The organism is Cohnella sp. OV330 (genome assembly GCF_900112065.1).
GTDB lineage: Bacteria > Bacillota > Bacilli > Paenibacillales > Paenibacillaceae > Cohnella.
In genome coordinates, this window is sequence record NZ_FOKE01000007.1 from 348,519 (window position 1) to 372,276 (window position 23,758).

The window sequence follows — 23,758 nt, forward strand, 5'->3', positions numbered from 1 at the left end:
GTCGGCTGGTCGGATCTCGGCGCAAACGTAGCGGACTGAAGTTCACTGAAGTTCGTTATTGTTCCCAAAGTTGAGCTGAACCGTCAACCGCTTAGCAAAGAACGTGTCCTATAGCCGGCGTTAGCGCCAATTTGCACTTATCGCCACAGACTGGCGTGTAGGGGAGTTGGCGTTAATGCCTTTTTGCGCTTATCGACGCCTTTACGAGCGCCGCTGAGGCGGCGTTAGTGCCTATTTGCGCTTATCGTCACCGTCCGGAGCGTCCTAGAAGCGACGATAGTGCTCAGTTGCGCTTATCGGCATGGAGTTGCGCGGTATTTCCGTGCAACTCCACGCCTGGTAGGCGGTTCTTGCGGGAGATGCGCGGTATTTCCGTGCAACTCCGCACCTGGTAGGCGGTTCTTGCGAGAGATGCGCGGTTTTTCCGTGTAACTCCGCACCCTGGAGGCGGTTTCTGCGGGAGATGCGCGATTTTTCCGTGTAACTCCCACTCAGCCGGCTGTTTTGCAGGAGTTGCAGTCCGCGAACCCCTCGTAACCCCGCTTTACACGCAAGCAACAGATGCCTGGTCCGCCGGAGCGTATAGTCTGACTTAGCGCATTCAAACCAAAAAAAGGGACGCAAGCAGATGGCTCTGCTGCGTCCCTCTTTGCATTTCTGGCCTTCCGGATCAGCGGCGGCGCGGCGCGCCGGCGGAGCGGGTAGCTCCGCGGAAGCCGCCTTCGAAGTCGTCGGAGTAAACGTCCTTCGTCGTACATACGGTGACGTGATGATAGACGGGCACGCAGTGATGGCGCCGGACGACCTCGACGGTCTGCACGACCTCGACGTGCTGTGGATGGTAGTAATCCTCATATACCGTTTGTGGCGGATCGTATACGGTCTTGCTAACGCATTTTGGGCAATCCGACATGTCTGCCAACTCCTTCGCTTGGGATGTCGTACAGTATACGGGTCGGACGCCCTGTTGGACTGTTCATCCGCCTAGCGGGCGATTATTCCTCGAATTCGATGCCCGATTCGGACAGGCTCGCGATGCGGGCGAGCGATTCGACGCGGTAACCGGCGTCTAGCAGCAGCTGTCGTCCGGGCTGGAACGCCTTTTCGATTACGATGCCGATGCCTGCCACCGACGCGCCGGCCTTCAACACGATACCTGCCATCGCCTGGGCGGCTTGTCCGTTCGCGAGGAAGTCGTCGACGATGAGCACGACGTCGCTCGGCGCGAGGAACTGCTTGGAGACGGATACCTCGCTCTCCTCCTGCTTCGTGAAGGAAAACGACCGTTCGGTCCACAGATCGTCCTTGAGCGTCAGCGACTTGCGCTTCTTGGCGAAGATGAGCGGCACCCGGAGGCCGAGCGCGGTCATGAGAGCCGGCGCGATGCCGGAGGATTCGAGCGTGAGCACCTTCGTGACGCCGGCGTTCTTGAATAAGGAGGCGAACGTCTCGCCGATATCGGCCATAAGAACAGGATCGACCTGATGATTGAGGAAGGCGTCGACCTTGAGTACGTCAGCGCCGAGCACGCGGCCTTCCTGGCGGATTTTTGCTTTTAACTTTTCGATGACTGACAGCCCCTTTTGTGCGGATCATTCCCCATTATAAAGGATGCGACCCGACTTTTCTTGTCTCTTCGCGCATAATGGCTGTAATTTCCACGCAAAATGAGACAGCCAAGCGAACTAACGGGACGAAGAAGGGCAGGGGTTGCGGGATGAAAAAAGGATGGCGATGGAGAAGGCGTCTGCTGAAAAGGGGCGGCATTCGGCTGGCGGCGGTTGCGGCGGCGGCGCTTATGGCCTTGAGCGCTCGGCCTGCGCCGTCGTCGGCGGAAGCCGGCATCCCGGCCGAACAAAGCAGGCCGGCGGAGCGCGTCGTCGCGGTGGTCATCGACGACTTCGGCAACCGGATGAAGGGGACGGACGAGATGCTGCGACTGCCGATTCCGATCACGGCGGCGGTCATGCCGTTCCTGCCTACCTCGCAAGCGGACGCGGAAGCCGCGCATGCCGCTGGCCGCGAGGTTATCGTGCATTTGCCGATGGAGCCGGTCAGAGGCAAGCCGAGCTGGCTCGGGCCAAGAGCGATATTGACTGCCTTGTCCGACGAGGAGATTCGCCTTCGCACCGAGGCGGCGATCGCCGACGTGCCGCACGCGGTCGGCATGAACAATCATATGGGCTCTCGCGCGACGGCGGACGAGCGCGTCATGCGCATCGTGCTGCAAGTATGCAAGGAGCGCGGCTTGTTTTTCCTGGACAGCCGAACTTCCTACAAATCCGTGGTGCCGAAGCTCGCGCGCCAGATGGGCGTGCCCTTGCTGCAGAACGATTTGTTTCTTGACGATGTGTACACGGACAAGCACGTGGGAGGCCAGATCTTGCTGCTCAAGGCGCGCGTGCAGAAGCACGATCGCACGGTGGTCATCGGCCATGTGGGCCCGCCGGGGCTGATCACGTCGGGCCAGCTAGCGGCCGCGATTCCTGCCCTCCGCCAGGCGTCGGTCCGGTTCGTCAAACTGTCGGAGCTCCTGTCGCCGTCCGGGCCTTATTCGCTGCCGGGGGCGGAGCTTTTCGGTTCGGCGTCTATTGGCGAGTCCGAACCCGGGTCGAAGCTTCCCGAAGAGAGCGCTACGAGCCGATAGGCCGCGATGCCGTCGGCGATCGCGGTGGCGATCGCGGTCTGACCCGCCGAATTGGTAAGCATATTCAGATCGCCAGGGTTGCTGATAAAGCCGGTCTCGACGATGACGCTCGGGGGACCGGCTTTTTTCAGCACGTAAAATTGATCCCCCGCGAGCGGAGGCACGTTCGTTTTCTGCTGTTTGTTCAGCCGTTCCTGGATGAGCGAGGCGAGGAGCGCGCTTCCGGCATCGAGCCGGTGGAGCACGACAGGCCCGTGAACCGTTTTTCGCTTGGACCAGTTGACGTGAACGCTGATGAACACGCCTGCGCCGATATCGCGGGCAAGACCTTTGCGCTGGGACAAGTCGCGCTGATGACGGGAGGAGCGGAGCCAGCGGTTGTCGTCGCTGAGCGCGTAGTCGCCGGTACGATTGAGCACCGCGTGCATGCCCCGGCTTCTCAAGATGAGATAAAGCTTGCGGGAGATGGCCAGATTGATGTCCTTCTCCAGGATGTTCCCGACGTGCGTGCCGCCGTCGATGCCGCCGTGTCCGGCGTCGATGAGCACGTCGGCCGCGGGCAGCGTATGCCTCGCCGTCGGACTGCCCGCGAACGGCAGCGCAAGGCCCGCATCCGTATCCTCGGCGCTGGCTGAGGGGGAAGGGAGCGGGCCATGAGCTGCCAATAGGCACACTAAAGCTGCGCAAATGCGGCGTTTATAAGAAGGTATCATTCGATCGTCCGTCTCCTTCCGGCCCGGGGCGAAGATTCTGCCGTTAGCGTGGCTCGGGACGGGCGATCTCATTCATAGGGGACGATGGACCCGCTGGGGTTCAGGCTTCCGCTTCAAGCTTGGCCCGGCCGTCCGGGCTTAGCCAAGTGCGCTTCCAGACGCCTTGCACGATCGACAGCGCGACGAGCGCGCCAAGCGCGATGCAGGCCATCGTGATAAAGCCGGGCGTATAGGAGCCGGTCTTGCCGTACAGGCTGCCGAGCAGCAGCGGCAGCAAGTAGCCGCCAAAGCCGCCGGCCGCGCCGACGATGCCGGTCAGCAGCCCGATGTCGGCGCCGAATCGCTGCGGGATCAATTGGAATACGGCGCCGTTGCCCGTCCCGAGACTCATCATCGCGAGGAAGAGAAGCGGGATGACGACGGCCAGCGGCGGCAGCGAAGAGATGGTGAGGAAAAGAAGGCCTGCCGCTGCGTACAAGACGATCAGCATGCGGATGCCGCCGATTTTGTCGGACAAGTATCCGCCTACTGGGCGGAAGAAGCTGCCGGCGATGACGCAGATCGTCGTGAAGTCGGCAGCGCGGACCGCGGACACGCCATATTGGGCGTTGAAAAATATCGTCAGGTAATTGGTCAGGCCTACGAAGCCGCCGAACGTAACGCCGTACATGAGACAAAACAGCCAGGTATCGCGTTTTTTAAGCACGCTCGCGTATTGGGACAGCTTTTTCGGCGCAGGCTGCGTAGGGCTTTCTTTGGCAAAAACGGTAAAGACGATGAATACGATGCCGATCGGGATGAGCGCGAGTCCGAATACGGTCTCCCAGCCGCCGAAGTGCGTGGCCAGCCGGTTGGCGAACAGCGTCGAAAATACCGTGCCGCTGTTGCCGGCGCCCGCGATTCCCATCGCGAGGCCTTGATATTGAGGGGGATACCACCGGCTGGCGAGCGGCAGCGCGGCGGCGAACGAAGCGCCTGCGAATCCGAGCAGAAGCGCTACGATATATAGATGGTTCAGCGAATCCACGAACTGCCATCCCCACACGAGCGGCACCATCGTCGCGAGCAGTCCGAATTGTCCCGTGCGCTTCGGGCCGATGTAGTCGGTTAGGAAGCCGAAGACGAGCCTGAGCAAGGAGCCGCCGAGGACGGGCAGCGCCACCAGGTTCGCCTTTTGAATCGCCGTCATCGGATAATCGTTCATCATGATGACCGCGAGCGGCCCGATCAACACCCAGACCATGAAGCTCATATCGAAATACAAGAATGCGCTAAATAATGTAGGTTTATGCCCGCTATTCCAGAACCCTTTGTCTTTTACGATTTCCATTGGAATCCGCCTCCCATGATATACAAAATCACATATGGTTCGGGCGTGTTCACGCGCCAAGGCGGGTGCCGAAAAACGAAAAGACGCACCTTGACCATGGCGAAAGTGACACCCCAGTGCGCGGTACGTCGTTGTACCGGGCGATCGGATGCTTTCGGTCACGTCATTGTGAGCCAATTTGGATTATACAGGGGTCGCAAAAGTCATGTCAATATATATAACATAATAATTAATTTCGCCGTGATCCGTGCATCGTTTAGAGAATATATCTAAAAGTAAGTAATGATTATTGACATCGATTGTTTCTCGGCCTATGCTGAATAAAGAATCCGCGGCACAACGACGTGCCCGAAACCGGCGACGAAGCCCGCCCCGATGGAGGGGACGGGTTTTTTATGTTCTTTTTCGGCATTTGCCGCGGCGCAGGAAGGGGGAGTATGCATGGCGAAGCCCAAGCTCGTATTGGTCGGCAACGGCATGGCCGGCATTCGTTGTCTCGAAGAGATCCTCGAATTGGCGCCCGACGCCTTCGAAGTTACCGTGATCGGCAAAGAGCCGACGCCGAATTACAATCGCATTCAGCTCTCCAAGGTGCTGCAAGGCGGTACTTCGCTTCAGGACATCATCTTGAACGATTGGTCCTGGTACGCGGAACGAGGAATCCGGCTGCTCACGGGAGAATCGGTCGTCCGCGTTCGCACGGGCGAACGCAGGGTGGAGACCGAGACGGGCCTCCGCCTCGATTATGACAAGCTGATCCTTGCGACGGGCTCGTCCGCTTTCGTGCCGCCGCTCCCGGGCGCAGGCAAGCCCGGCGTGCTGGCGTTTCGAACGATCGAGGATTGCCGCCAGATCATGGAGGCTGCGGCCCAATACCGCAAGGCTGCCGTGTTGGGAGGCGGGCTGCTCGGCCTTGAAGCTGCTCGGGGTCTCCTTAATCTGGGCATGGAGGTGGAAGTCGTCCACAACTCCCCCTTCCTGATGAATCGCCAGCTTGACCGCATGTCCGCCGAACTGCTGCGTACCGCGCTGGAAGAACAGGGCATGCGGTTCAGGCTCGGCAAGACGACGAATCGGATTTTCGGTCGCAAACGCGCGGAAGGTCTTCTGTTCGCGGACGGCACGAAGCTCGATGCCGACTTGATCGTGCTGTCGGTCGGCATCAGCCCGAACGTCGCGTTCGCGAAGGCGAGCGGCATCGAGACCAATCGCGCGGTCATCGTCAACGATTATATGGAGACGAACGTGCCGGACGTCTATGCGGTCGGCGAATGCGCCGAGCACAGAGGGATCGCGTACGGACTCGTCGCGCCGCTCTATGAGCAGGGCAAAGTGCTGGCGCGCGTCGTCTGCGGACTCGAGGCGGAGCCGTATGCCGGAAGCATGCCTTATGCGCAATTGAAAGTAGCGGGCATCAACGTGTTCTCCGCGGGCGTCGTGCGCGACGGGGAAGCGAACACCGTGCTGCAGGCGTATGACGGTTTGCGCGGGACGTACAAACGGGTCACTGCGGAAAACGGGCGTATCGCGGGCGTCGTCCTGTACGGCGACACGGACGAAGGGCAGACGCTGCTCGGCCATCTGAAGCGGCGCTCCAAGGTCGAAGCGCTGGCGCGCGCGCAGTCAAGCGGGGCGCCGGCCGGCAGTGCGGGCGACGCGGCTGCGGCGGCGATGGCGGATGCGGATACGGTATGCGGCTGCAACGGCGTGTGCAAAGGCGCGATCGTCCGCTCGGTGACCGAGGACGGCTCGGACACGATCGAGCTCGTCCGGGAGCGGACGAAGGCATCGAGTTCGTGCGGCGGCTGCAGCGGCATGGTCGCGGCGATCCTGCGCGCGGCGCTGGCAGGCGCGGCCTCGGCCGCGCCGCCGGATCCCGCGCTGTGCGACTGTACGCCCCTCGGCCATCGCGCGCTCAGACTCGCCCTGGCGGAAAAAGGTTTGCGCACGCCTGCGGAAGCGATGGCCGAATTGAATTGGCGAACGGCGGACGGTTGCGTCGTCTGCAAGAGCGCGCTTCGATATTATACGCGGGATCCCATGGGGACTTCCGGCGCGGCTCATGATGAATGGCTATTTTCCATACAAGTCGGGGAAGTCCGGGGCGGCAGCGGATCGAGGGAGGGCCTTGCCGCGGGCATGGCCGCTACGCTGAGCCGAAGGCTTGCGGACGCAGCGCTGCCCAGCCGGGTACAGGCTGCCATCGCCGGCTTGGCCGACGAACCGGTCGGCCTGCTCGTTCGGGATATCGGTCTCGCCCGGGCCCCGGCTGGCTGGGAGCTGTATGCCGGCGGCCATGCGGAGCGGCCGGTCAAGCAGGCGCAGCTCATCGCCGTCGAGCCTTCCGCGGATACGGCGCTCGAGATGGCCGAAGCGCTGCTGCGGTGGTATCGGGCCGAGGCGGACTACGGCGAGCCGGTCTGGCGATGGCTCGAGCGCACGGGCCTGTCCGCCGCGCGCGAGCGGCTTCTTGACGACGAGGCTCGCGAGGCGATGCTGGCGGAGGGCGTCGCCGCAAGCGACGGCCGAGCCGCGATCGGCATATGAAAAGCGGCGTCGGGTATCGCTCGACCGCTATTGCGCTTAAGGAGGAATCGCCTATGCAAGCCATGCAGGCAAGCTTCGATACCCAGTGCCCGTTCTGCAGCGTTCAGTGCAAGATGCGGGTCATCGAAGAGAAACATACCGACCGGCGGCCGACGTACAAAATCGAAGGACTGCCCAACGCCGCTTCCCAAGGGCGGCTATGCGTCAAAGGCATCAACGCCTATCAGCACGCCCTGAGCCGGGATCGCCTGCGGAAGCCGCTGCTGAAGACAGACGGCGAATTTCGCGAGATCTCCTGGGAAGCGGCGCTGGACGTTATCGCGGACCGCTTCTCCGCCACACAGGCGGAGCATGGCGCGGATGCCGTCGGCCTCTATGGCGGCGGTTCTCTGACCAATGAGTCAGCCTACGCGCTAGGCAAGTTTGCGCGCGTGGCGCTTAAGACGCGGTACGTGGATTACAATGGCCGCTTTTGCATGTCGGCTGCAGCGTCCGCGGGCGTCAAGACGTTCGGCCTTGACCGTGGGCTGACCAATCCGCTGTCCGAGGTGACGCAGGCGGAATGCATCGTGCTGGCCGGCACGAACATCGCCGATTGCCAGCCAACGCTGATGCCGTACTTCACGAAAGCCAAAGAAAACGGCGCCTTCTTCATCGTCATCGACCCGCGGACGACCAAGACGGCCGAGATGGCCGATATTCATCTGAAAGTGAAGCCCGGCACGGACTTGGCGCTCGCGAACGGCCTCCTGAAGGTCGTCGTCGAAGAAAAGCTGACGAACCCTTCGTTCATCGCGTCCCGCACAAGCGGGTTCGAGGATGTGCTGTCGTACGTATCGTCGCTTGAGCTCAGCGACATCGCGTCGCTGACCGGCGTCGACGAAGCGGACATCCGGCGGGCGGCGCGCGCCTTCGGACGGGCGGCCTCCGGCATGGTCTTCACCGCGCGCGGCGTCGAGCAGCACCGCGACGGACATATGGCCGTGCGGGCGTTTTTGAACCTGATCCTCGCCACCGGCAAGATCGGCAAGCCGGGCTGCGGATACGGCGCCGTGACCGGGCAAGGCAACGGGCAGGGGGGGAGGGAGCATGGGCAAAAAGCCGATCAGCTCCCCGGCTATCGGCTCATCGAAAATGCGGAAGACCGCGCTTACGTCGCGAGCGTGTGGGGCGTCGACCCGGCCGATTTGCCCGGCAAAGGCGTTTCTGCTTACGAGATGATGGAGCTCGTGCACAAGCGGGATATCCGCGCGCTGCTCGTGATGTCTTCGAATCCCGTCGTCTCGAACCCGAATGCGGACTTCGTCGAAGAGGGCTTGCGCCGCCTCGATTTTCTGGTCGTGGCGGACCTTTTCCTCTCGGAGACGGCGCTCATGGCCGATCTGGTGCTGCCCGCGACCGCTTTCCTGGAAAACGAAGGCACATTGACGAACCTCGAGGGTCGCGTGCTGCTTCGGGGCGGAGACCGTCCGGCGCCCGGAGAAGCCCGCCATGACTGGCGAATCCTTTCCGACCTCGCGGCGCGGCTGGGCAAGGGGGCCTATTTCCCGTACACGACGGCGGAGCAGATCTTCGAGGAACTGCGCCTCGCGAGCAAGGGCGGCGCCGCGGATTATTACGGCATCACCTACGAGCGGTTGAGGCGGGAAGGCGGCGTCTATTGGCCATGTCCCGATCCCGAAGGTCCCGGGACGGCGAGGTTGTTCGAGCGGAAGTTCGCGCACCCCGACGGCAAGGCCGCGTTCGCGAAGGCGGTTCACGACGTGCCTGGAGAGACGGAGGACGAAGCTTATCCGCTCGTCATGACGAACGGCAGAATGCTGTCCCACTATTTGACCGGGGTCCAGACGCGGCGCAGCCCGACGCTGCTCGCCAGGGAGCTCGAGAACGTGATGGAGATCCATCCTCGGACGGCGGAGCGCTACCGCATCGGGGACGGAGAGCTCGTGCGGGTCGTTTCCCGCAGAGGCAGCATGATCGTGCGCAGCCGGTTGACCGCGGACATCCGGGAGGATACCGTATTCGTGCCGATGCACTGGGGCGGCGTGCAAAACGTCAACAACGCGACCAATCCATTGCTCGATCCTTTTTGCAAAATGCCGGACTTCAAAACCTCCGCCGTGCGAATCCGGTCGCTGAACGCGGCCGATCTGGCGGCTCTTGCTGCATCGGAAGCATAAAAGGGTCCGATCGCGGGCAAACTGACCTCATCAAGCATCGCGAGGGAGGAAAGCCCGATGAGCGATACGACGGATTATCTGAAATATGTCGCGGAGCGCTCTGTCGCCTATCTGAACCTGCCGGCCGACGAACGCCGCGAGCGGCGCAAAAAAAAGCGGGAGCCCTGGCAGATTCGCTGGTTCGGCCAGTTGTTGCCGCTTGGGATCCGTATATGGATCGCCAACCGCAAAAAAGAAGAAGAGCCTGCAGCTCGGGTCTGACGACCGGGGCCATGCGGGCTCTTTTTGCATCCATCATTGATTTAACGATAAAAAAGGCCGTCGCTCAGTTTTACGAGCGCATCAAGCGGAATAAATCGCGAGCCGTTCATGTCGAGCGCGAGATCGAGCCGGCCGCCCTGCCAACGCTGGTAGCCGACGACGGACTGCGCGTACAGCATCTTGTCGCCGAGCGGCTCGGCGACGTACACGAGGCGATTCTTTGCTTTGAGGCGGGCGATTAACCGGTCCGGCTGCGGGGCGAAGGGCTTGTCGCCGAGCAGCCAGGACAAGCGTTCATAGGGATCGAACGTCTCGGCCGCGGTCAGCAAACGGAGCTCGCGCGGCTTATCCGGAGCTGCGCCAGCGTCTGCGGGCATATACGGTTCGCCAGCGGCAGCAGCCAGCCACTGCGACTCGTTGTCGACGGGCAGCAGCTCCGCGGTTTTGGCGTCCAGCCAGATCGTCTTCTTCGCGAGCTTCACCTCCCAAGCTGCGGCGAAGGGGTGAATATAATGCTTGACCGCGCGAAAAGCGTTCGAGGTCGCAGTCGGAATATAACCGCCTGTAGCCAGAGCTATGCGCAATGTCGTCGTATCGAACAGCGGCTTGGGGCCGAGGCCGTATTCGCCCAGCCTGCAGCTGCCGTCTTCTGCAGCGTAGACGACGGCATAGCCGAGCGGCGTTCCCTTCGGCCCCACGACGGTAGCGAGCCAGCCGTGCGTGCCGGGACCGAGCGCCTCGATGCGCGGCAAACCCGTTTTCCAGGCCGAGAAGCCCGGCTGGCCCGACAACTGCGAGACGATGGCCGCGGCGCATCGGGCGGGATCGTTCGTATCCGCGGGAACCGGCGCCGCGGCCGACCGGGCTGCGGCGAAGACGCTCAAGACGGACAACAGAAGGACGAGCAGCAGCGGCCTGAAGGCGGCGGCCCGGTTAGCTTTACGCATCGTATCACCTATAATCGTCGAATTGTTCGGGCTTGTCCGTTCATTGTACCGGAGCCGCGCCGCCGATGGTGCCGGATGCTGTCCGGCTGAGCAACGGGAAGGGCTTCTATTTTTGTCGCAAGGAGGCTAATGGATGCCGGGCAGATGGAAAAGTCCGCAGTTCATGACGGATAACGTCACTCTCGGCCGGTATTGCCAGTCGATCTCGGATTCCCGCTGGGCGAGCCGTTGCGACAGGGTCTCCTTTTCCTCGTCGGTCACGGCCCGTCCGATCATCGGGTCATAGTAGGACCGGATCCGCCGCAGCTCGTCCTGCCTCCGGTCCTCGGCTTCGGCCGCCCAGACGAAGTCGCCCGACTTGAGCTTGCGCTCGAGCGCCTGCTCGAGCTGGCTCATCGCCTTCTTGAGCGACAGTCCGTTGGGCAGCAGGTGCACGTTGGAAGGGAGCTTCGGCGTCAGCTTGCGGCCGCGGAGCCCTTCGAGGAACCGCTCGTCGATGTAGCCGGTGGCCAGCGAGATGCCCCAGCCGTACATTTCCTCGCGCTTCATGTCGCATTCGTAGTCCACTTTAAAATTGACGCCGAGCCATGCCGTGTACGGATTGGAGCCGAGCCGGTCCGCCCGTCCCCTCGGCGGCTCTTCGAACATGGCGACGCAGCGTCCGCCGTCGCGAACGGCGCCGAAGATCTGCGCGAGCCGCCCCGAGCCGAAGTACAGGTCCTCGCGCAGCACGCGGACGGGAGCGACGTTGAAGCCTAAGGGGGAGAGCCCGGGAGCTGGGACGGCAGTCCCTTGTTGCTCTGCGAGGTCCGACGCCTCTTCGGCTTCCCCGGCATCGTCGTCGTCGCGCCCGAACTGCCATCCGAACGTCAGCGTCTCCGGCGGCGTGCCCGTGCGCTCCACGAAGCCCCAATAGTAGGGGCGGTTCGTCAGCCGCTTGTCCGCCTCCGGAGACAGCCTGACCGTCACGCTGCCTTTCGCCTTTTCGATAATGTCGCAGCCCGTCGCCTCGAGATAGGACATCACGAATTTTTCCACCTGTCTGGCGTTCATGCGTTAGACCTCCTCCTCCACCTGCGCCTTGGTACGTAGCAGCGATTCGCCAAGGCCGTCGATGCGGCTGCGAAGCTCGCCCTCGTCTTTGGCGTCCAGCATCATCTTGGCGAGGCGCTTCTCAAGCGACTCTTCGCGCTCCATCCGCTCCACGATCTCGTCCAGCTCGCCGATGACCGTTTCGAACATATTGATTTTCTCGTGCAGCAGGTGCACGATATGCTCCTCGATCGTCCCGTAGGTGCAAAGGTTGTAAATCTTCACGTCCTCGGTCTGACCGAGGCGGTGCACCCGGCCGATCCGCTGCTCGACGCGCATCGGATTCCACGGCAGGTCGAAGTTGATGATATGGTGGCAGAACTGCAGATTGATCCCTTCGCCGCCCGCCTCGGTCGCCACCATCACCTGCGCGCGCCTCCGGAAGAGATCCATCATCCAGTCTTTTTTGCCCCGGTTCATCCCGCCGCGGTAAGGAACGGCGTTCAATCCGTGCTCCTGGAAAAACCGAAGGAGGTACTCCTGCGTCTGGCGGTACTCGGTGAATACGATGACCTTGTCGCCGATCTCGTTGATCAGCTTTATCGTAGCTTCGGCTTTCGTATTCGCCTTGACCTGGCGGATGAACTCGACGAGCTCCCAGATTTTCGGACGGCGCGGCGAATCCTCGGGCGTTTTTTTGAAAAGGTTGATCAGCGTCAGAAACACCGCGTCCCGGCTGGAGCATACTTCGCGCTGCAGCGTGACGAGCGAGAGCATGCTGGACATGTCGACGCCTTCGACGGTCGCATTCTCGCGGACGTAGCGGGTGACGGCCTCGTAAAGAGCTTGCTCCTCGGGCGACAGCCGGAGCGGGACGTTGGCGACGAAGCGCTTCGTGAACTCCACGCCGCCGTCGGTGCGGCGGTTGCGGATCATGACCTGGCCGAGCGCTTCCTGAAGCTTGTCTTCGTTTTTGGCGATCCGCTTGCCGGCGACGTAGTTCGCGGAAAAGTCGCCTTCGCCCCCGAGTTGGCCGGGCTTGAGCAGCGTGATGAGGTTGTACAGCTCGTTCATGTCGTTCTGCACCGGCGTCGCAGTCAGCAGAAGGCAGTATTTTTTGCGGATGTCGCTGACGAATTGGTAGTTGCCGGTCTTTTTGTTCTTGAGCTTGTGCGCCTCGTCGATGATGAGCATGTCGTACTCGGTATCGAGCAGCAGCTCGCGGTGCGGGTCGCGCTTGGCCGTGTCGATCGAGGCGACGACGATCTCGTTGTTCCAGTGATACGCCTTCTTCTGCGCGATGGCCGGGATGCCGAACTTGGCGTTCAGCTCGCGTACCCACTGCAGCACGAGGGAGGCCGGCACGAGGATGAGCGCCCGCTTCACGAGCCCGCGGACGATGTATTCCTTCAGGATCAATCCGGCTTCGATCGTCTTGCCGAGGCCGACTTCGTCCGCGAGAATCGCTCTGCCCCGCATCTCGTGAAGGACGCGCCGCGCCGTGTCTTCCTGATGGGGAAGCGGCGTGAGGCCGGGCAGTACGCGCATGCACTGCAGCTCATGGAAGTCCGTCACGAGCTGCGCTTCCTCGGCTTCCCACGACATCTTGTACAGGGACCAGTCGTCCCACGGTCCGCCGCGGTCGGCTCTGCGTTCGAGCTCCTCGAAGGCGGCGCGGTCGACGTGCAGGTCGACGAGCGGATGCAGCTTGCGGGCGCTGCGCGCGGCCTCTTCCGGCGAAGCGGACGCGTTCGCCGCCCGGCTACCGGATTGGACGGCATTCGACTGCGCGGCAGCCGAGGACGCGCCGTCGGCCGGCGCGAGAGAAGGGGCGATGCTGACGGCTGTTTTGACTTCGGCCTCGGAACCGTGCGGATGATGGAATGGGGGGCGCAGACGCTTCTCCTCCTCTTGGGTCTATTCTTCTAGTATGAGCAAGCGCGCGATTTTCATAACCGCTAGGCGTCACAAATCGGGCGCGCTCGGCAGCTTGCGTCGGTCGCCCGATTTTTTTGGGACAATTGTCGCAATTGACGAACGAGCCTCTCGAATATCTATATTTCGTAGCGTATAATGGGTAAAGTCGCAATATATTGTGTCCTATGAGGAGAGTGGCGAAGTGAGCGTCCAATTGAATAATGGCGGGGCGGACAAGGCCTCGGGCCGTCGTCTCGAAGGTCTGAGCGAGAAAATTTTCCTCGATCGATATGCATGGAAAAACGCGGATACGAACGCGGTCAAGGTCGGCGACACGGTGCTGGCGCTGACGAAGGACGATCCGAAGTTCCCGGCCAAGGAGGTCGGCGAGGTCGTCGCGCGGGACGGCAGGCGGGTGACGGTGCGCACGCGCGCGGGCGATCTCGTCGAGACGTCGCCGGAGAAGCTGACGCTGACGATCGAAAAGACGCCGGAGGAAATGTGGGACCGGCTGGCCGGCGCGATGGCTTCGGTCGAAGCGCCGGAGCGGCAGGAGATCTGGCGCGAGCGGTTCCGCTGGCTGCTTGACGACTGGAAGCTCGTGCCGGGCGGCCGCATCGCTGCGGGAGCAGGCGCCAGCGACGAGCTGACGCTGTTCAACTGCTACGTCATCCCGTCGCCCAAGGACAGCCGCGGCGGCATCATGGAGACGCTGACCGAGATGACCGAGATCATGTCGCGCGGCGGCGGCGTCGGCATCAATCTGTCGTCGCTGCGCCCGCGCCGGTCGATCGTACGCGGGGTGAACGGCTCGTCGAGCGGCGCCGTATCTTGGGGCGGCCTGTTCAGCTATACGACCGGACTGATCGAGCAGGGCGGCAGCCGGCGCGGCGCGCTCATGCTGATGATGAACGACTGGCATCCCGACGTCGTCGACTTCATCACGGTCAAGCAGACGATGGGACAGGTGACGAACGCCAACCTGTCGGTATGCGTGAGCAACGGCTTCATGAAGGCGGTAAAGGAAGACTTGGATTGGGAGCTTGTGTTCCCGGATACGTCCGACGCCGAATACGACGCGCTGTGGGACGGAGACCTGGACAAGTGGAAGTCGCTCGGCAAGCAAGTCATTCCGTACCGCACCGTCCGCGCGCGCGAGGTGTGGCGCACGATCATCGAGTCCGCCTGGAAGTCGGCCGAGCCGGGCGTCGTATTCATGGAATACTACAATCAGATGTCGAACAGCTGGTATTTTAATCCGATCATTTGTACGAATCCGTGCGGCGAACAAGGCCTTCCCGCCTGGGGCGTCTGCAACCTGTCGGCGGTCAATCTGTCCCGCTTCTACGACGAAGCGAAGCACGACGTCGCCTGGGAAGAGCTCGGCCGGGTCGTCCGGTATTCGACGCGCTTCCTGGACAATGTCATCGACAAGACGCCGTACCACTTTGAAGAAAACGAGGCGAACCAGAAGCTTGAACGCCGCGTCGGTCTCGGCTCGATGGGTCTGGCGGAGCTGATGATCCGCCTCGAGATCCGCTATGGCAGCCCGGAGAGCCTGGAATTCCTCGACAAGCTGTACGGCTTCATGGCGAAGGAGGCGTACTTGGCCTCCACGGAGATCGCGGCGGAGAAAGGCTCGTTCCCGGCGTTCGACGCCGAGCCGTTCCTGCAAAGCGGCTTCATGAAAAACATCGTCGAGACGTATCCGGAAGTCGGGGCGGCGGTGCGCGAGCGCGGCATGCGCAACGTTACCGTGCTGACGCAGGCGCCGACGGGATCGACGGGTACGATGGTCGGCACGTCGACGGGCATCGAGCCGTACTTCGCGTTCGAGTTTTACCGGCAGAGCCGGCTGGGCTACGACAAGCAGCTCGTGCCGATCGCGCAGGAATGGCAGGACGCGCATCCGGGCGAGCAGCTGCCGGCATGGTTCGTGACCGCGATGGATCTGTCCGCGAAGGATCATATCCGCGCGCAAGCCGCCATCCAGCGCTGGGTCGACAGCTCGATCTCCAAGACGGCGAACTGCCCGTCCGACTTCACGGTCGAGGAGACGGCCGAGCTGTACGAGCTGGCGTTCGAGCTGGGCTGCAAGGGCGTCACGATCTACCGCGACGGCAGCCGAGACGTGCAGGTGCTGAGCACGACGAAGGATGAGAAGAAAGACGAGAAGAAGGAAGAGAGCAAGGACGAAGCCGCTCCGATCGCCGAAGCGGTAGCGGCGGTGCAAGCCGTATTGCCGGCGACCGCGGCTCAGGCGGCGCCTGCCGAACCGGCCGTGCCGGTCGTATCGGCGTCGGCCGACAAAGCCTACAAGAGCCGCCCGAAAATTCTGCGCGGCGCGACGTACAAGTTCAATACGCCGTTCGGCATGGCGTATATCACGGTCAACGACCTCGACGGCACGCCTGGCGAGATCTTCCTGAACGTGGGCAAGGCCGGCTCCGACGTGTTCGCGATGGCCGAAGCGCTCGGCCGCGTCTGCTCGCTGTTCCTGCGGTACGGCGACCACGGCGACAAGGTGCAGCTGCTCGTGAAGCACCTCAAAGGCATCGGCGGATCCGGCGCCGTCGGCTTCGGCCCGAACCGCGTCGAGTCGATCGCCGACGCCGTCGCCAAGGCGCTCGAGCTGCATGCCGGCATGCTGGCAGAGGAAGCTGCGGCTTCCGAGACCTTCGATGCCGGCGCGGACGGCGTCGCGGGTTCGATCGCCGCGACCGCCATTCCCGCGCCGTCGGCTTACGGTCACGGCAAGGCGGGCCACACCTCGACGGACCTGTGCCCGTCCTGCGGTTCGGCTTCGCTGATCAATGTCGAGGGATGTAAGACCTGTACGAACTGCGGGTACAGTAAGTGTAGTTAACTGCAAATTGCCAATGGTAACGTGTGTGTAGTTGTGAAATTCCACAATTCGCCGGATACGTTCCATAATTCGGTTGACTCTTTATTTCACAATCTTCCGGATTGAATAATTTTGCATTGATATTCACACAAAAGCGACCATTCCATGGCATTAGCCATGAAGTGGTCGCTTTTGTTGGTATCTCAGCGATTTGTCGCCACCTTTACGGTTTTAGAAAATAAAGCAATAGATTGTTGGCTGAAGCCGGTATCGTCGTTAGAATAGTGAAGGGGAGTGCCGAGTAGAAGAACACCGCGGCAGCTGGCTAACGACAGACTGACGTTTCCGTTGAGATAACTGGCAGAAGAGCTATTAAAATACACCTACCAGAATTCTCTGGCTGATTTAAATATGAAAAGCCAGCCTCCTGCGGCTGGCTTTGATGATGTTATTACACGGCCTTATTCGCTACAATCTCATCAATTTCACACTTCAGTAATAGATATCTATGGGCACTTCTCAAGATCGGGACTTTGGTTAATTTATGATTAACCGCGAAGACCTTCATTTGGTCTTTGGAGATACCGAGTAACCTTCCTGCCTCCATTACGGTTAGTACAACAACATTGCTCGTTGCGTTAAACGTCTTTTTTACTTTTAGATTCCAGTCTTCAAATTCGTTCATACTGAGTTTCCTCTCTTGTTCCTAATCGATCGGAATACTTCATTATATCATGACTTCAGACAAATAGGCAGTTGGGGAAGAATACAAGGATTAGGAAGAGAATTCTACATTATATGTACCAAGGATGGTGAGCGCATATATGTTGTAAGTGAGCTCAACTAACCGACATTTTTGCGGAACAACTTATGTCAAGACGAATTTACGAAGTTCGCAAAAAAGACGTTAGCCGAAAGAAGTTCTTAGTTAAGGAGGAGTCTATATGAAATTAGAAAAAGTTATTAATAGAATTGTAATACAAAGTGAATATAAGGATTTTGTTGATAAGTATATAGATAACATACTTACCGAATTTAAAGGTAAGATTCATAGCATTTATATGTGTGGCTCGATTCCAAAAGGAACTGCTAAACCTTTTAAATCAGATGCAGACTTTACTATTGTATGTGTAAATCCCAAAGATATTGATTACGAAAGATTGTCAAATATTAAAGACAGGCTTTTGGAAGAATATCCAGTAGTAACTAAGATTGATACGATAATTTGCTCGATTGACGATGTGTTAAGTAAACCCAATGAGTGGGGTTTTTGGGTTAAGATAATTTGTGTTTGCATATATGGTCATGACGTTGGTGAAAAAGTACCACCGATTATTATTTCTCCAGCGTTCATTTTAGACTTAAATACAGAGACCAAGGAGGAAGTAGATCGTATACATAGTTTACTTTCTAATGCTAGTGATAGCACAATGAAAACTATATATATAAAAGGTTACTCTAAGAGATTAATTCGTGCATTATACTCTTTGGTTTTAGAAGATACAGGTGTGTGGCAAGATGACATTATTAAGATGAAGAATGCCATATTAAACTATTGTGAGATTGACTCCGCTTTAATTGATTATCTGTATGCTTGTTACTTGGATAGTAATGTACTTGTTGAAGAGTTTCTGGGAATTGCAGATGAAGTATATAGCTATTTTGAAAATGCCTTAAATGCAATGGCTGCTTCCAGAACTTCCTTCGGCTAACACCATATTGACGCTCCGGGTCACTCTGAGAAGCGAGTGACCACATCCAGCCCCCTAAGCCCGTCGGGACGTCACTGCATTAGGTGTTCGGCAAGCCTCCAACTATAAGCAGCGACTCTAATTTAAACATAAGACTATTGAGTTATCGGAGAACGATAGTTCAATTACACAGCCTGCCGGATCTCACCGGCAGGCTGTTCAGCTAACTGGCAGTTTAACGCAATTGTAGAGTCCTGCTGGACTTGAAAGCATTGCCACCTACGGCAGGTTAAGACAGCGACTGCTGCCGAGCAGGGACTTGCTTTCTGTAAACAGTTGTATTTAAAAAAGAGTAAACATATACAGCAATAGCCCACATCTTGATTTCAGAGTGGTGGGCTATTGCTGTATTTGTTTATTTTTCAGGCTTTTGTGGCTGACGCCGGTTGGTTTTGGTGCTTTTTATATACCTCTCCCCATAACATGACGGAGTCCAAGATGGGTTTGAGCTGCATGCCGATATCGCTCAATGCATATTCAACCTTTGGCGGAATTTGGGAATAAACGGTTCGCTCTACAATGCCGTAGTCCTCCAGAATTCGCAGTTGCTTGGTCAAGGTAGCATGTGTAATGTCTGGAAATAAGCGTTGAATTTCATTAAAGCGCATGGTTTTTTCACTCAAAAAGAAAATAATCAGCATTGACCACTTGCCCGATAAAATCCTTTGGGCACTGGTGAAACCGCATTCCTCCAGAAATTCATTTGTACACCGTGACATTATTGCCACCTCTTTCGCTCAGTATCCAATGACATACTTACGCTCTAGTTATAGCGTAGAAACGCTGTAACGAAGCTTTTATAATACTATTATATAATATTAAATTATCATATGATATTTTTTTTCACAACAAACAAGGGAGAGTGTGGATATGAATACCATGAGCAAAGAACAGGTGCTGGCAGCATTGCAGAACAGACATGCAACAAAAGTGTTTGACTCGGCTCGGTTAATAAGCGACTTGGATGCTCAGTATATTTTGGAAGCAGGCAGATTGTCGCCAAGTTCCATCGGCCTTGAACCGTGGAAATTTGTCGTGGTGCAAAATCGCCAACTTAGGAACAAGCTCAAGCACTTAGCGCTTGGGGCACAGGGACAACTGGACACTGCCAGCCATTTTGTTATTATTTTGGCCAGAATAAATGTTCAGTATAATTCACCTTATGTGCTAGATCATATGAGACAAGTACAGCAAAGGCCGGAAGAGGTTGTACAATATATATCCGGTACTTTAAAGGACTTTCAACATGTGCGCGGCTTGCTGGACGATGAGCGGCTGCTGTATGAGTGGTCTGCAAAGCAAGCATATATTGCATTAGGCAATATGATGACGGCTGCAGCGTTAATCGGCATTGATTCGTGCCCAATTGAGGGATTTGATTATGCGGAAGTTGACCGCATACTGGCAGATGAAGGCCTTCTGGAGAATGGAAACTTTCAAAGTGCTGTTATGATGGCGCTAGGCTACCGGCAAGAAGAGCCGAAACGTGCCAAAACGAGAAGTGATACGGAAAAGATTGTAGCATGGTGCTAATAAGAGCTTGCCTGTACTCTGCACGCATCGTCAGCGGAAGGGACGCTTAATATTTGAGGAGTCATTTTACCTGACGAGAATCGAAATATGTTGCCATTCCGCTAACTGGGAACGTTAGTTCAATTGAACAGCGGCAGTCTAGAACTTTATAAACTGTGCATTTTATTTTCGCAGTTTATATCAAAAAAGCCAGAGGCTGATCTTCATGTCAACAACCACAGCGGCAACGCCATCCGCCGCATACGCATCGTCGTTCGCGAGCGCCATTCCGTGTGGCAATATGATTCGACGGCTCGCATCTCCAGAGAGGAACTGACCGAGCTGCTGGCGGAAGCGTCCCTCGCTCTTTGAGCAGCAACACGCAAACGTGGAGGTTCCTCGTCATCGACGACGACGCGGGCAAGCAACGGCTGCTCCCGATCGCCAACAATCAACGGCAGGTCGTTGGAGCAGCGGCGACGTTCGTCGTGCTTGGCGCTCTGGACGGCTACAAGGAGATCGGCCGCATCAACGAAGCGGCGGTTAAGGCCGGCTACATGCCGGAGGACTTCGTCAAGCAATTTACCGAGAATAGCTTGAAGCTGTACTCGGGCCTGCCGGCCGACGTGCTGAAGAAGATCGTCCACACCGACGGAGGCCTCGTCAGCATGCAAATCATGCTTGGTGCGATCATCGATCGTCCGTCTCGCACCGTCCGTACATAGCCCAGGCGAGCAATTCATTAATCAGTCAGGAAAAGGAGAATTCACTATGTCTACACAGCTTCAGGGGAAATCTTTAACGTTCGAGAACACTGGAACGCAAGTTAATCCCCGGCGCTGGTACGCCGTTGCAGTCATTTTACTGCCGGTGCTCCTCATGCAGTTGAACACGTTTATGATTCAGGTCGCACTTCCCTCCATCCAGAACAGTCTGCAGGCGAGCTTCTTCGAAGCGCAGCTTATCGTATCGGGTTACTCGCTCGGTCAGGCTGTGGCGATTCTCATCGGTGGTAGGCTCGGGGATCTGTACGGCCGCAAACGGATGCTGCTGATCGGCGTCAGCGGTTTTACGCTTATGTCTGCCTTGGGAGGGGCGGTATCGGATCCCGGGCAGATGATTGCCGTCCGCATCATTCAAGGACTAACCGCGGCTGTTACATTGCCACAAATATTGTCCATGATACACGTCAGCCTGCTTCCAAAGGAAAAAGGGCTTGCATTTGGCATATACGGCGCGACGATCGGCGTCGGATTCACGTTCGGCCTCATCATGGGAGGATTTCTGATCGACTGGAATTGGTTTGATCTCGGCTGGCGCACCGTATTTCTATTCAACGTGCCGTTCGGTTTGCTTGTCCTGATGTGCATGCCATTTGTATCCGAATCGCGCGGGGCCGAGTCCCGCAAGATCGATTGGCCCGGCGTTGTGCTTCTGACGATAGGCCTGTTTCTACTCGTTTATCCGGTATCGGAAGGGGCGAAGCGGGGATGGCCGCTCTGGACGTGGGCGGCCCTTATTCTGGCGGTGCCGGTTCTGTTAGCCTTTGCCGCGGTGCAGCACCGGAAAAAGAAAAGAGGGGGCATACCCCTAGTTGATTTATCCATTTTCCAAAAAAGGCTGTTCCCTCTCGGGCTGCTGACTGTGCTGATGCTATTTCTCGGGATGATTTCGTTTTTTGTCGTCTTAAGCTACTACCTTCAGTATGGCTTGCATGAAGATGTGCGAACGACGGGCCTTGCCTTTTTGCCACTGGGCGGAGGTTATTTTCTGACCTCTTTGTTGTCGGGGAGAGTCGTTCGGCGATGGGGCTCAGCCGTGTTTAGGACTGGAGCGCTCGTCATGGCCGTCTGCAGCTTTCTTCTAATCGGCTCGCTGCATCTGGATGCCACGCAGTTTTTCCATATCCGCAACATCCTGCTCCTACTAGGTTACGGATTGGGACTCGGATTGGTGACCGGGCCGTTGGTCAACACCGTCCTTAGTGTGGTACGCCCTCAAGATGCCGGCACCGCTTCGGGATTGTACAACACGGTGACCAACCTGGGCAATTCGCTAGGGGTCGCCTTGATCGGTTTGTTGTTCTCCGCCTCGCTGCGTCAACCGTTGGCAGAAGCGGCTTTGTCCGACTATACGCGGGCCTTTTCCAGTACCCTGATCGCAACTGGAGGACTCTCCGTTGCCACGTTCGTATGTCTGATCATGCTGAGGCCACAACAGCAAGTGTGAATATAGCGACATCGACATTCAGGTCCCGCAGAGTGACCCCATAATTAGGGTATGCGTTCGGTACTTTACCGGACTCATGCCTTTTGTTTTGATTTGATTGCTTAGCCCTGATCAGAATGAATAAGCACCGATAAACCGATCTGGTTTAGCACGCTCAACACAATAAAAGAGAAACTCGTGAGGAGGAAACTCGTGCGCGCAGCTATTTACACCCGGGTAAGTACCTCCATGCAGGTCGATGACGGGTTTTCGCTTGAAACCCGGCAGGAAAACGGCCAGGCGTCCAGGCCATGATTGCCGATATTAAGGCCGGTCGATTCAAGCGCTCGTTAGAGTACCCCTATAGCGGAATCATAAAGTGCGGACAATGCGGAGCCACCTACGCTGGCAATGCTCGGTTGTAGGCAATAAGCAATACCGGAGCTATCGATGCCTGGACCAATACGCAAAAGCAACATGCGATACTCCAAGTATTTCAGAGCGTCAACTCAACACGCTCGTCTTTAATCGAATTAAAATGATTAACGATGGGTTCCAGACACCCAAAAAGAAAAATACGGGAATCAATTTTCAAAAAGAAATCGAGATCAGCAACAGACGTCGGAAGAATTGGATACTTGCGCTCGGAGATGGAAAGCTGGCCGGTGAGGATTTCGCGCAGCTGGCGGAAAAGGAAGACCCGTATTAAGAGTCTGCAGGCGCAGATCAAGGAAGATCCGTAAGGATTAGTGCGGTTAACAAGGGTTTAAACTCCTCTCGAAGGTTCATCTCGAAATTTCTGGACTCGGTTATTAAAACAAAAACAGCCGAACCATTTATTGTCAGTCTAATGCTTATTTTTCGGAGTCTGACGATATTCAATCCTCATAACCCCCTCAGATCAGGTTTTTCAGTCTAGAACTTTATTTTCACTGGACAAATCGACCTATTAAATATCTTTGGCGATGTCAAGAACTTGAGCCGATTCCCGATTAGTGACAAGAACATGGGCTTATTGTCGACATGAGCCACTGACAACAGATTGCAGCAGACGAAAACATCACCCAGCGTTGATGTTTAGGCCGGTTCCCGTAATTAAGCTATTCTAGGTGATAGGATGTCAATAATTATTTCTTAATGAACAAGACGGCCAATGATATACTGGAAAACGGGTATGGCAAATAACCGTTCCTTGAGGGAAGGAAAGGTTTTCCTTAGTTAACCCAACTTGTCTGCTACCCGATCGGAAGGCTTCTTTTTTGATTAGGATGGCGTAGATCCAGTGGATGAGTTTGTTCACACACGCAATGACGGCGACTTTGAATGGTTTGCCTTCGACACGTTTTCGGTCGTAAAACGTACGCAGTTTCTGGTTGCGTGAACTCCGTAAGCCACAGCGCACAGCCAGATACAACACTGTTCGAAGCCTTCTGGACCCTCGCTTGGTAATGGCGTTTCGCGTGGCTGTAAACTTGCCTGAGGAGAAGACACTCGGATCAAAACCAGCGAAGGCCACCAGCTTCTTGGCATGGTCAAAGCGATCGATTTCCTCGACTTCGGCCAGAATTGTTGCCGCAATTTTGGTGCCGATGCCGGGTATCGATTGGATGAGCTCGAACTCCTCCAGTTCTTCAGCCAGAGCATCGATTGAATCGTCAAGGTTCGAGAGATGCTCTTGGTACTGAAGAAGAAGATTGATGAGCAGCTTTAAGGAAATGAGATGTCCTGGGAAGACCGTTTCTCTGAACGGATTACGCGCCGCAGAAGCCAAGAGTTTCTGAGTCCGGTCGATTGCCCAGGCGATAGAGCGACCGGAAAGATGCTGGATTGCCGCCTCAAGATGAGGGCGTGATTCGATTTGCACGGTC

General features: G+C 57.5%; 19 protein-coding genes and 2 pseudogenes. 11 read left to right on the plus strand and 10 right to left on the minus strand.

What is annotated here, in order from left to right; translation table 11 throughout:
- Window positions 1–670: 670 nt before the first annotated feature.
- Together BM235_RS18640 and BM235_RS18645 are read right to left on the minus strand one after the other, a co-directional pair.
- Entirely contained in the window at window positions 671–913 is a 243-nt protein-coding gene (locus tag BM235_RS18640) for a hypothetical protein (protein ID WP_090115718.1), read from the minus strand.
- An 82-nt stretch (window positions 914–995) separates the two neighbouring features.
- Window positions 996–1,568 carry a xanthine phosphoribosyltransferase gene (locus BM235_RS18645; RefSeq protein WP_090115719.1) on the minus strand — a complete coding sequence of 191 codons (573 nt, stop codon included), beginning with the start codon at window positions 1,566–1,568 and terminating at the stop codon, window positions 996–998.
- A gap of 149 nt (window positions 1,569–1,717) precedes the next feature.
- On the opposite strand from BM235_RS18645, the pseudogene BM235_RS18650 reads away from it, so the two are divergent.
- A pseudogene (locus BM235_RS18650) lies at window positions 1,718–2,542 on the plus strand (divergent polysaccharide deacetylase family protein); the annotation flags it as partial.
- 8 nt (window positions 2,543–2,550) lie between these two features.
- Here the strand turns inward: BM235_RS18650 and BM235_RS18655 are convergent.
- Window positions 2,551–3,321, minus strand: a complete 771-nt coding sequence (locus BM235_RS18655; RefSeq protein WP_369803527.1) for an N-acetylmuramoyl-L-alanine amidase family protein — start codon at window positions 3,319–3,321, stop codon at window positions 2,551–2,553.
- Between the two features lie 139 nt (window positions 3,322–3,460).
- Window positions 3,461–4,690 (minus strand): nitrate/nitrite transporter, encoded by a 1,230-nt coding sequence (locus BM235_RS18660; RefSeq protein WP_090115721.1) that lies wholly within the window; start codon window positions 4,688–4,690, stop codon window positions 3,461–3,463.
- A 441-nt stretch (window positions 4,691–5,131) separates the two neighbouring features.
- Here BM235_RS18660 and BM235_RS18665 point away from each other — a divergent pair, with 441 nt between their 5' ends.
- The 3 genes from BM235_RS18665 to BM235_RS18675 all read left to right on the plus strand — a co-directional run bounded on the left by BM235_RS18665 (window position 5,132) and on the right by BM235_RS18675 (window position 9,678).
- Window positions 5,132–7,237, plus strand: a complete 2,106-nt coding sequence (locus BM235_RS18665) for an FAD-dependent oxidoreductase (protein WP_090115722.1) — start codon at window positions 5,132–5,134, stop codon at window positions 7,235–7,237.
- A 62-nt stretch (window positions 7,238–7,299) separates the two neighbouring features.
- On the plus strand, window positions 7,300–9,417 hold the full coding sequence (locus BM235_RS18670) for an assimilatory nitrate reductase catalytic subunit NasC (RefSeq protein WP_090115760.1): 2,118 nt from the start codon (window positions 7,300–7,302) through the stop codon (window positions 9,415–9,417).
- 57 nt (window positions 9,418–9,474) lie between these two features.
- A complete protein-coding gene (locus BM235_RS18675) occupies window positions 9,475–9,678 on the plus strand; it encodes a YqzE family protein (RefSeq protein WP_090115723.1) in 204 nt (67 codons plus the stop codon).
- Window positions 9,679–9,719: 41 nt separating this feature from the next.
- On the opposite strand, the gene BM235_RS18680 is transcribed toward BM235_RS18675, so the two are convergent.
- The 3 genes from BM235_RS18680 to BM235_RS18690 all read right to left on the minus strand — a co-directional run bounded on the left by BM235_RS18680 (window position 9,720) and on the right by BM235_RS18690 (window position 13,232).
- Window positions 9,720–10,625, minus strand: coding sequence for a hypothetical protein (locus BM235_RS18680; RefSeq protein ID WP_090115724.1), 906 nt, complete (start codon window positions 10,623–10,625; stop codon window positions 9,720–9,722).
- Window positions 10,626–10,751: 126 nt separating this feature from the next.
- On the minus strand, window positions 10,752–11,678 hold the full coding sequence (locus BM235_RS18685) for a YqhG family protein (protein ID WP_090115725.1): 927 nt from the start codon (window positions 11,676–11,678) through the stop codon (window positions 10,752–10,754).
- A 3-nt stretch (window positions 11,679–11,681) separates the two neighbouring features.
- Window positions 11,682–13,232 carry a DEAD/DEAH box helicase gene (locus tag BM235_RS18690; RefSeq protein ID WP_369803526.1) on the minus strand — a complete coding sequence of 517 codons (1,551 nt, stop codon included), beginning with the start codon at window positions 13,230–13,232 and terminating at the stop codon, window positions 11,682–11,684.
- On the opposite strand from BM235_RS18690, the gene BM235_RS32995 reads away from it, so the two are divergent.
- Complete coding sequence (locus BM235_RS32995; RefSeq protein ID WP_143106701.1) at window positions 13,218–13,586, plus strand: hypothetical protein; 369 nt, start codon at window positions 13,218–13,220, stop codon at window positions 13,584–13,586. The genes BM235_RS18690 and BM235_RS32995 overlap by 15 nt on opposite strands.
- 190 nt (window positions 13,587–13,776) lie before the next feature.
- The gene (locus BM235_RS18695; RefSeq protein WP_255374467.1) at window positions 13,777–16,440 is read left to right on the plus strand and encodes an adenosylcobalamin-dependent ribonucleoside-diphosphate reductase; all 2,664 of its coding nucleotides are present in this window, start codon (window positions 13,777–13,779) and stop codon (window positions 16,438–16,440) included.
- 430 nt (window positions 16,441–16,870) lie between these two features.
- On the opposite strand, the gene BM235_RS32625 is transcribed toward BM235_RS18695, so the two are convergent.
- The gene (locus BM235_RS32625; RefSeq protein ID WP_090115727.1) at window positions 16,871–17,104 is read right to left on the minus strand and encodes a DNA-binding protein; all 234 of its coding nucleotides are present in this window, start codon (window positions 17,102–17,104) and stop codon (window positions 16,871–16,873) included.
- A 259-nt stretch (window positions 17,105–17,363) separates the two neighbouring features.
- On the opposite strand from BM235_RS32625, the gene BM235_RS18705 reads away from it, so the two are divergent.
- Window positions 17,364–18,131 (plus strand): nucleotidyltransferase domain-containing protein, encoded by a 768-nt coding sequence (locus tag BM235_RS18705; protein WP_090115728.1) that lies wholly within the window; start codon window positions 17,364–17,366, stop codon window positions 18,129–18,131.
- A gap of 401 nt (window positions 18,132–18,532) precedes the next feature.
- Here the strand turns inward: BM235_RS18705 and BM235_RS18710 are convergent, their stop codons facing one another.
- Window positions 18,533–18,889, minus strand: a complete 357-nt coding sequence (locus tag BM235_RS18710) for a winged helix-turn-helix transcriptional regulator (RefSeq protein ID WP_090115729.1) — start codon at window positions 18,887–18,889, stop codon at window positions 18,533–18,535.
- A gap of 151 nt (window positions 18,890–19,040) precedes the next feature.
- Here BM235_RS18710 and BM235_RS18715 point away from each other — a divergent pair, with 151 nt between their 5' ends.
- From BM235_RS18715 to BM235_RS18725, 4 genes are all read left to right on the plus strand, one after another.
- Window positions 19,041–19,703: an NAD(P)H-dependent oxidoreductase gene (locus BM235_RS18715; RefSeq protein ID WP_090115730.1), complete on the plus strand. Its 663-nt coding sequence runs from the start codon at window positions 19,041–19,043 to the stop codon at window positions 19,701–19,703.
- 123 nt (window positions 19,704–19,826) lie between these two features.
- Window positions 19,827–20,054, plus strand: coding sequence for a hypothetical protein (locus tag BM235_RS31715; protein WP_143106702.1), 228 nt, complete (start codon window positions 19,827–19,829; stop codon window positions 20,052–20,054).
- The gene (locus tag BM235_RS18720) at window positions 20,051–20,407 is read left to right on the plus strand and encodes a nitroreductase family protein (RefSeq protein ID WP_090115731.1); all 357 of its coding nucleotides are present in this window, start codon (window positions 20,051–20,053) and stop codon (window positions 20,405–20,407) included. Before BM235_RS31715 ends, BM235_RS18720 begins: the two co-directional genes overlap by 4 nt.
- Before the next feature lie 46 nt (window positions 20,408–20,453).
- Complete coding sequence (locus tag BM235_RS18725; protein WP_090115732.1) at window positions 20,454–21,911, plus strand: MFS transporter; 1,458 nt, start codon at window positions 20,454–20,456, stop codon at window positions 21,909–21,911.
- Window positions 21,912–23,133: 1,222 nt separating this feature from the next.
- On the opposite strand, the pseudogene BM235_RS18735 reads toward BM235_RS18725, so the two are convergent.
- Window positions 23,134–23,758, minus strand: a pseudogene (locus BM235_RS18735) (IS110 family transposase); the annotation flags it as partial.

Excerpts from the sequence above, each read along its gene's own strand:
- BM235_RS18715 (WP_090115730.1), top strand. The coding sequence starts at position 19,041 with ATGAATACCATGAGCAAAGAACAGGTGCTGGCAGCATTGCAGAACAGA.
- BM235_RS32995 (WP_143106701.1), top strand. The coding sequence starts at position 13,218 with ATGGAAGTCCGTCACGAGCTGCGCTTCCTCGGCTTCCCACGACATCTT.
- BM235_RS18640 (WP_090115718.1), bottom strand. The coding sequence starts at position 913 with ATGTCGGATTGCCCAAAATGCGTTAGCAAGACCGTATACGATCCGCCA.
- BM235_RS18685 (WP_090115725.1), bottom strand. The coding sequence starts at position 11,678 with ATGAACGCCAGACAGGTGGAAAAATTCGTGATGTCCTATCTCGAGGCG.
- BM235_RS18705 (WP_090115728.1), top strand. The coding sequence starts at position 17,364 with ATGAAATTAGAAAAAGTTATTAATAGAATTGTAATACAAAGTGAATAT.
- BM235_RS18680 (WP_090115724.1), bottom strand. The coding sequence starts at position 10,625 with ATGCGTAAAGCTAACCGGGCCGCCGCCTTCAGGCCGCTGCTGCTCGTC.
- BM235_RS18665 (WP_090115722.1), top strand. The coding sequence starts at position 5,132 with ATGGCGAAGCCCAAGCTCGTATTGGTCGGCAACGGCATGGCCGGCATT.
- BM235_RS18725 (WP_090115732.1), top strand. The coding sequence starts at position 20,454 with ATGTCTACACAGCTTCAGGGGAAATCTTTAACGTTCGAGAACACTGGA.
- BM235_RS18660 (WP_090115721.1), bottom strand. The coding sequence starts at position 4,690 with ATGGAAATCGTAAAAGACAAAGGGTTCTGGAATAGCGGGCATAAACCT.
- BM235_RS18710 (WP_090115729.1), bottom strand. The coding sequence starts at position 18,889 with ATGTCACGGTGTACAAATGAATTTCTGGAGGAATGCGGTTTCACCAGT.
- BM235_RS18675 (WP_090115723.1), top strand. The coding sequence starts at position 9,475 with ATGAGCGATACGACGGATTATCTGAAATATGTCGCGGAGCGCTCTGTC.
- BM235_RS32625 (WP_090115727.1), bottom strand. The coding sequence starts at position 17,104 with ATGAACGAATTTGAAGACTGGAATCTAAAAGTAAAAAAGACGTTTAAC.
- BM235_RS18670 (WP_090115760.1), top strand. The coding sequence starts at position 7,300 with ATGCAGGCAAGCTTCGATACCCAGTGCCCGTTCTGCAGCGTTCAGTGC.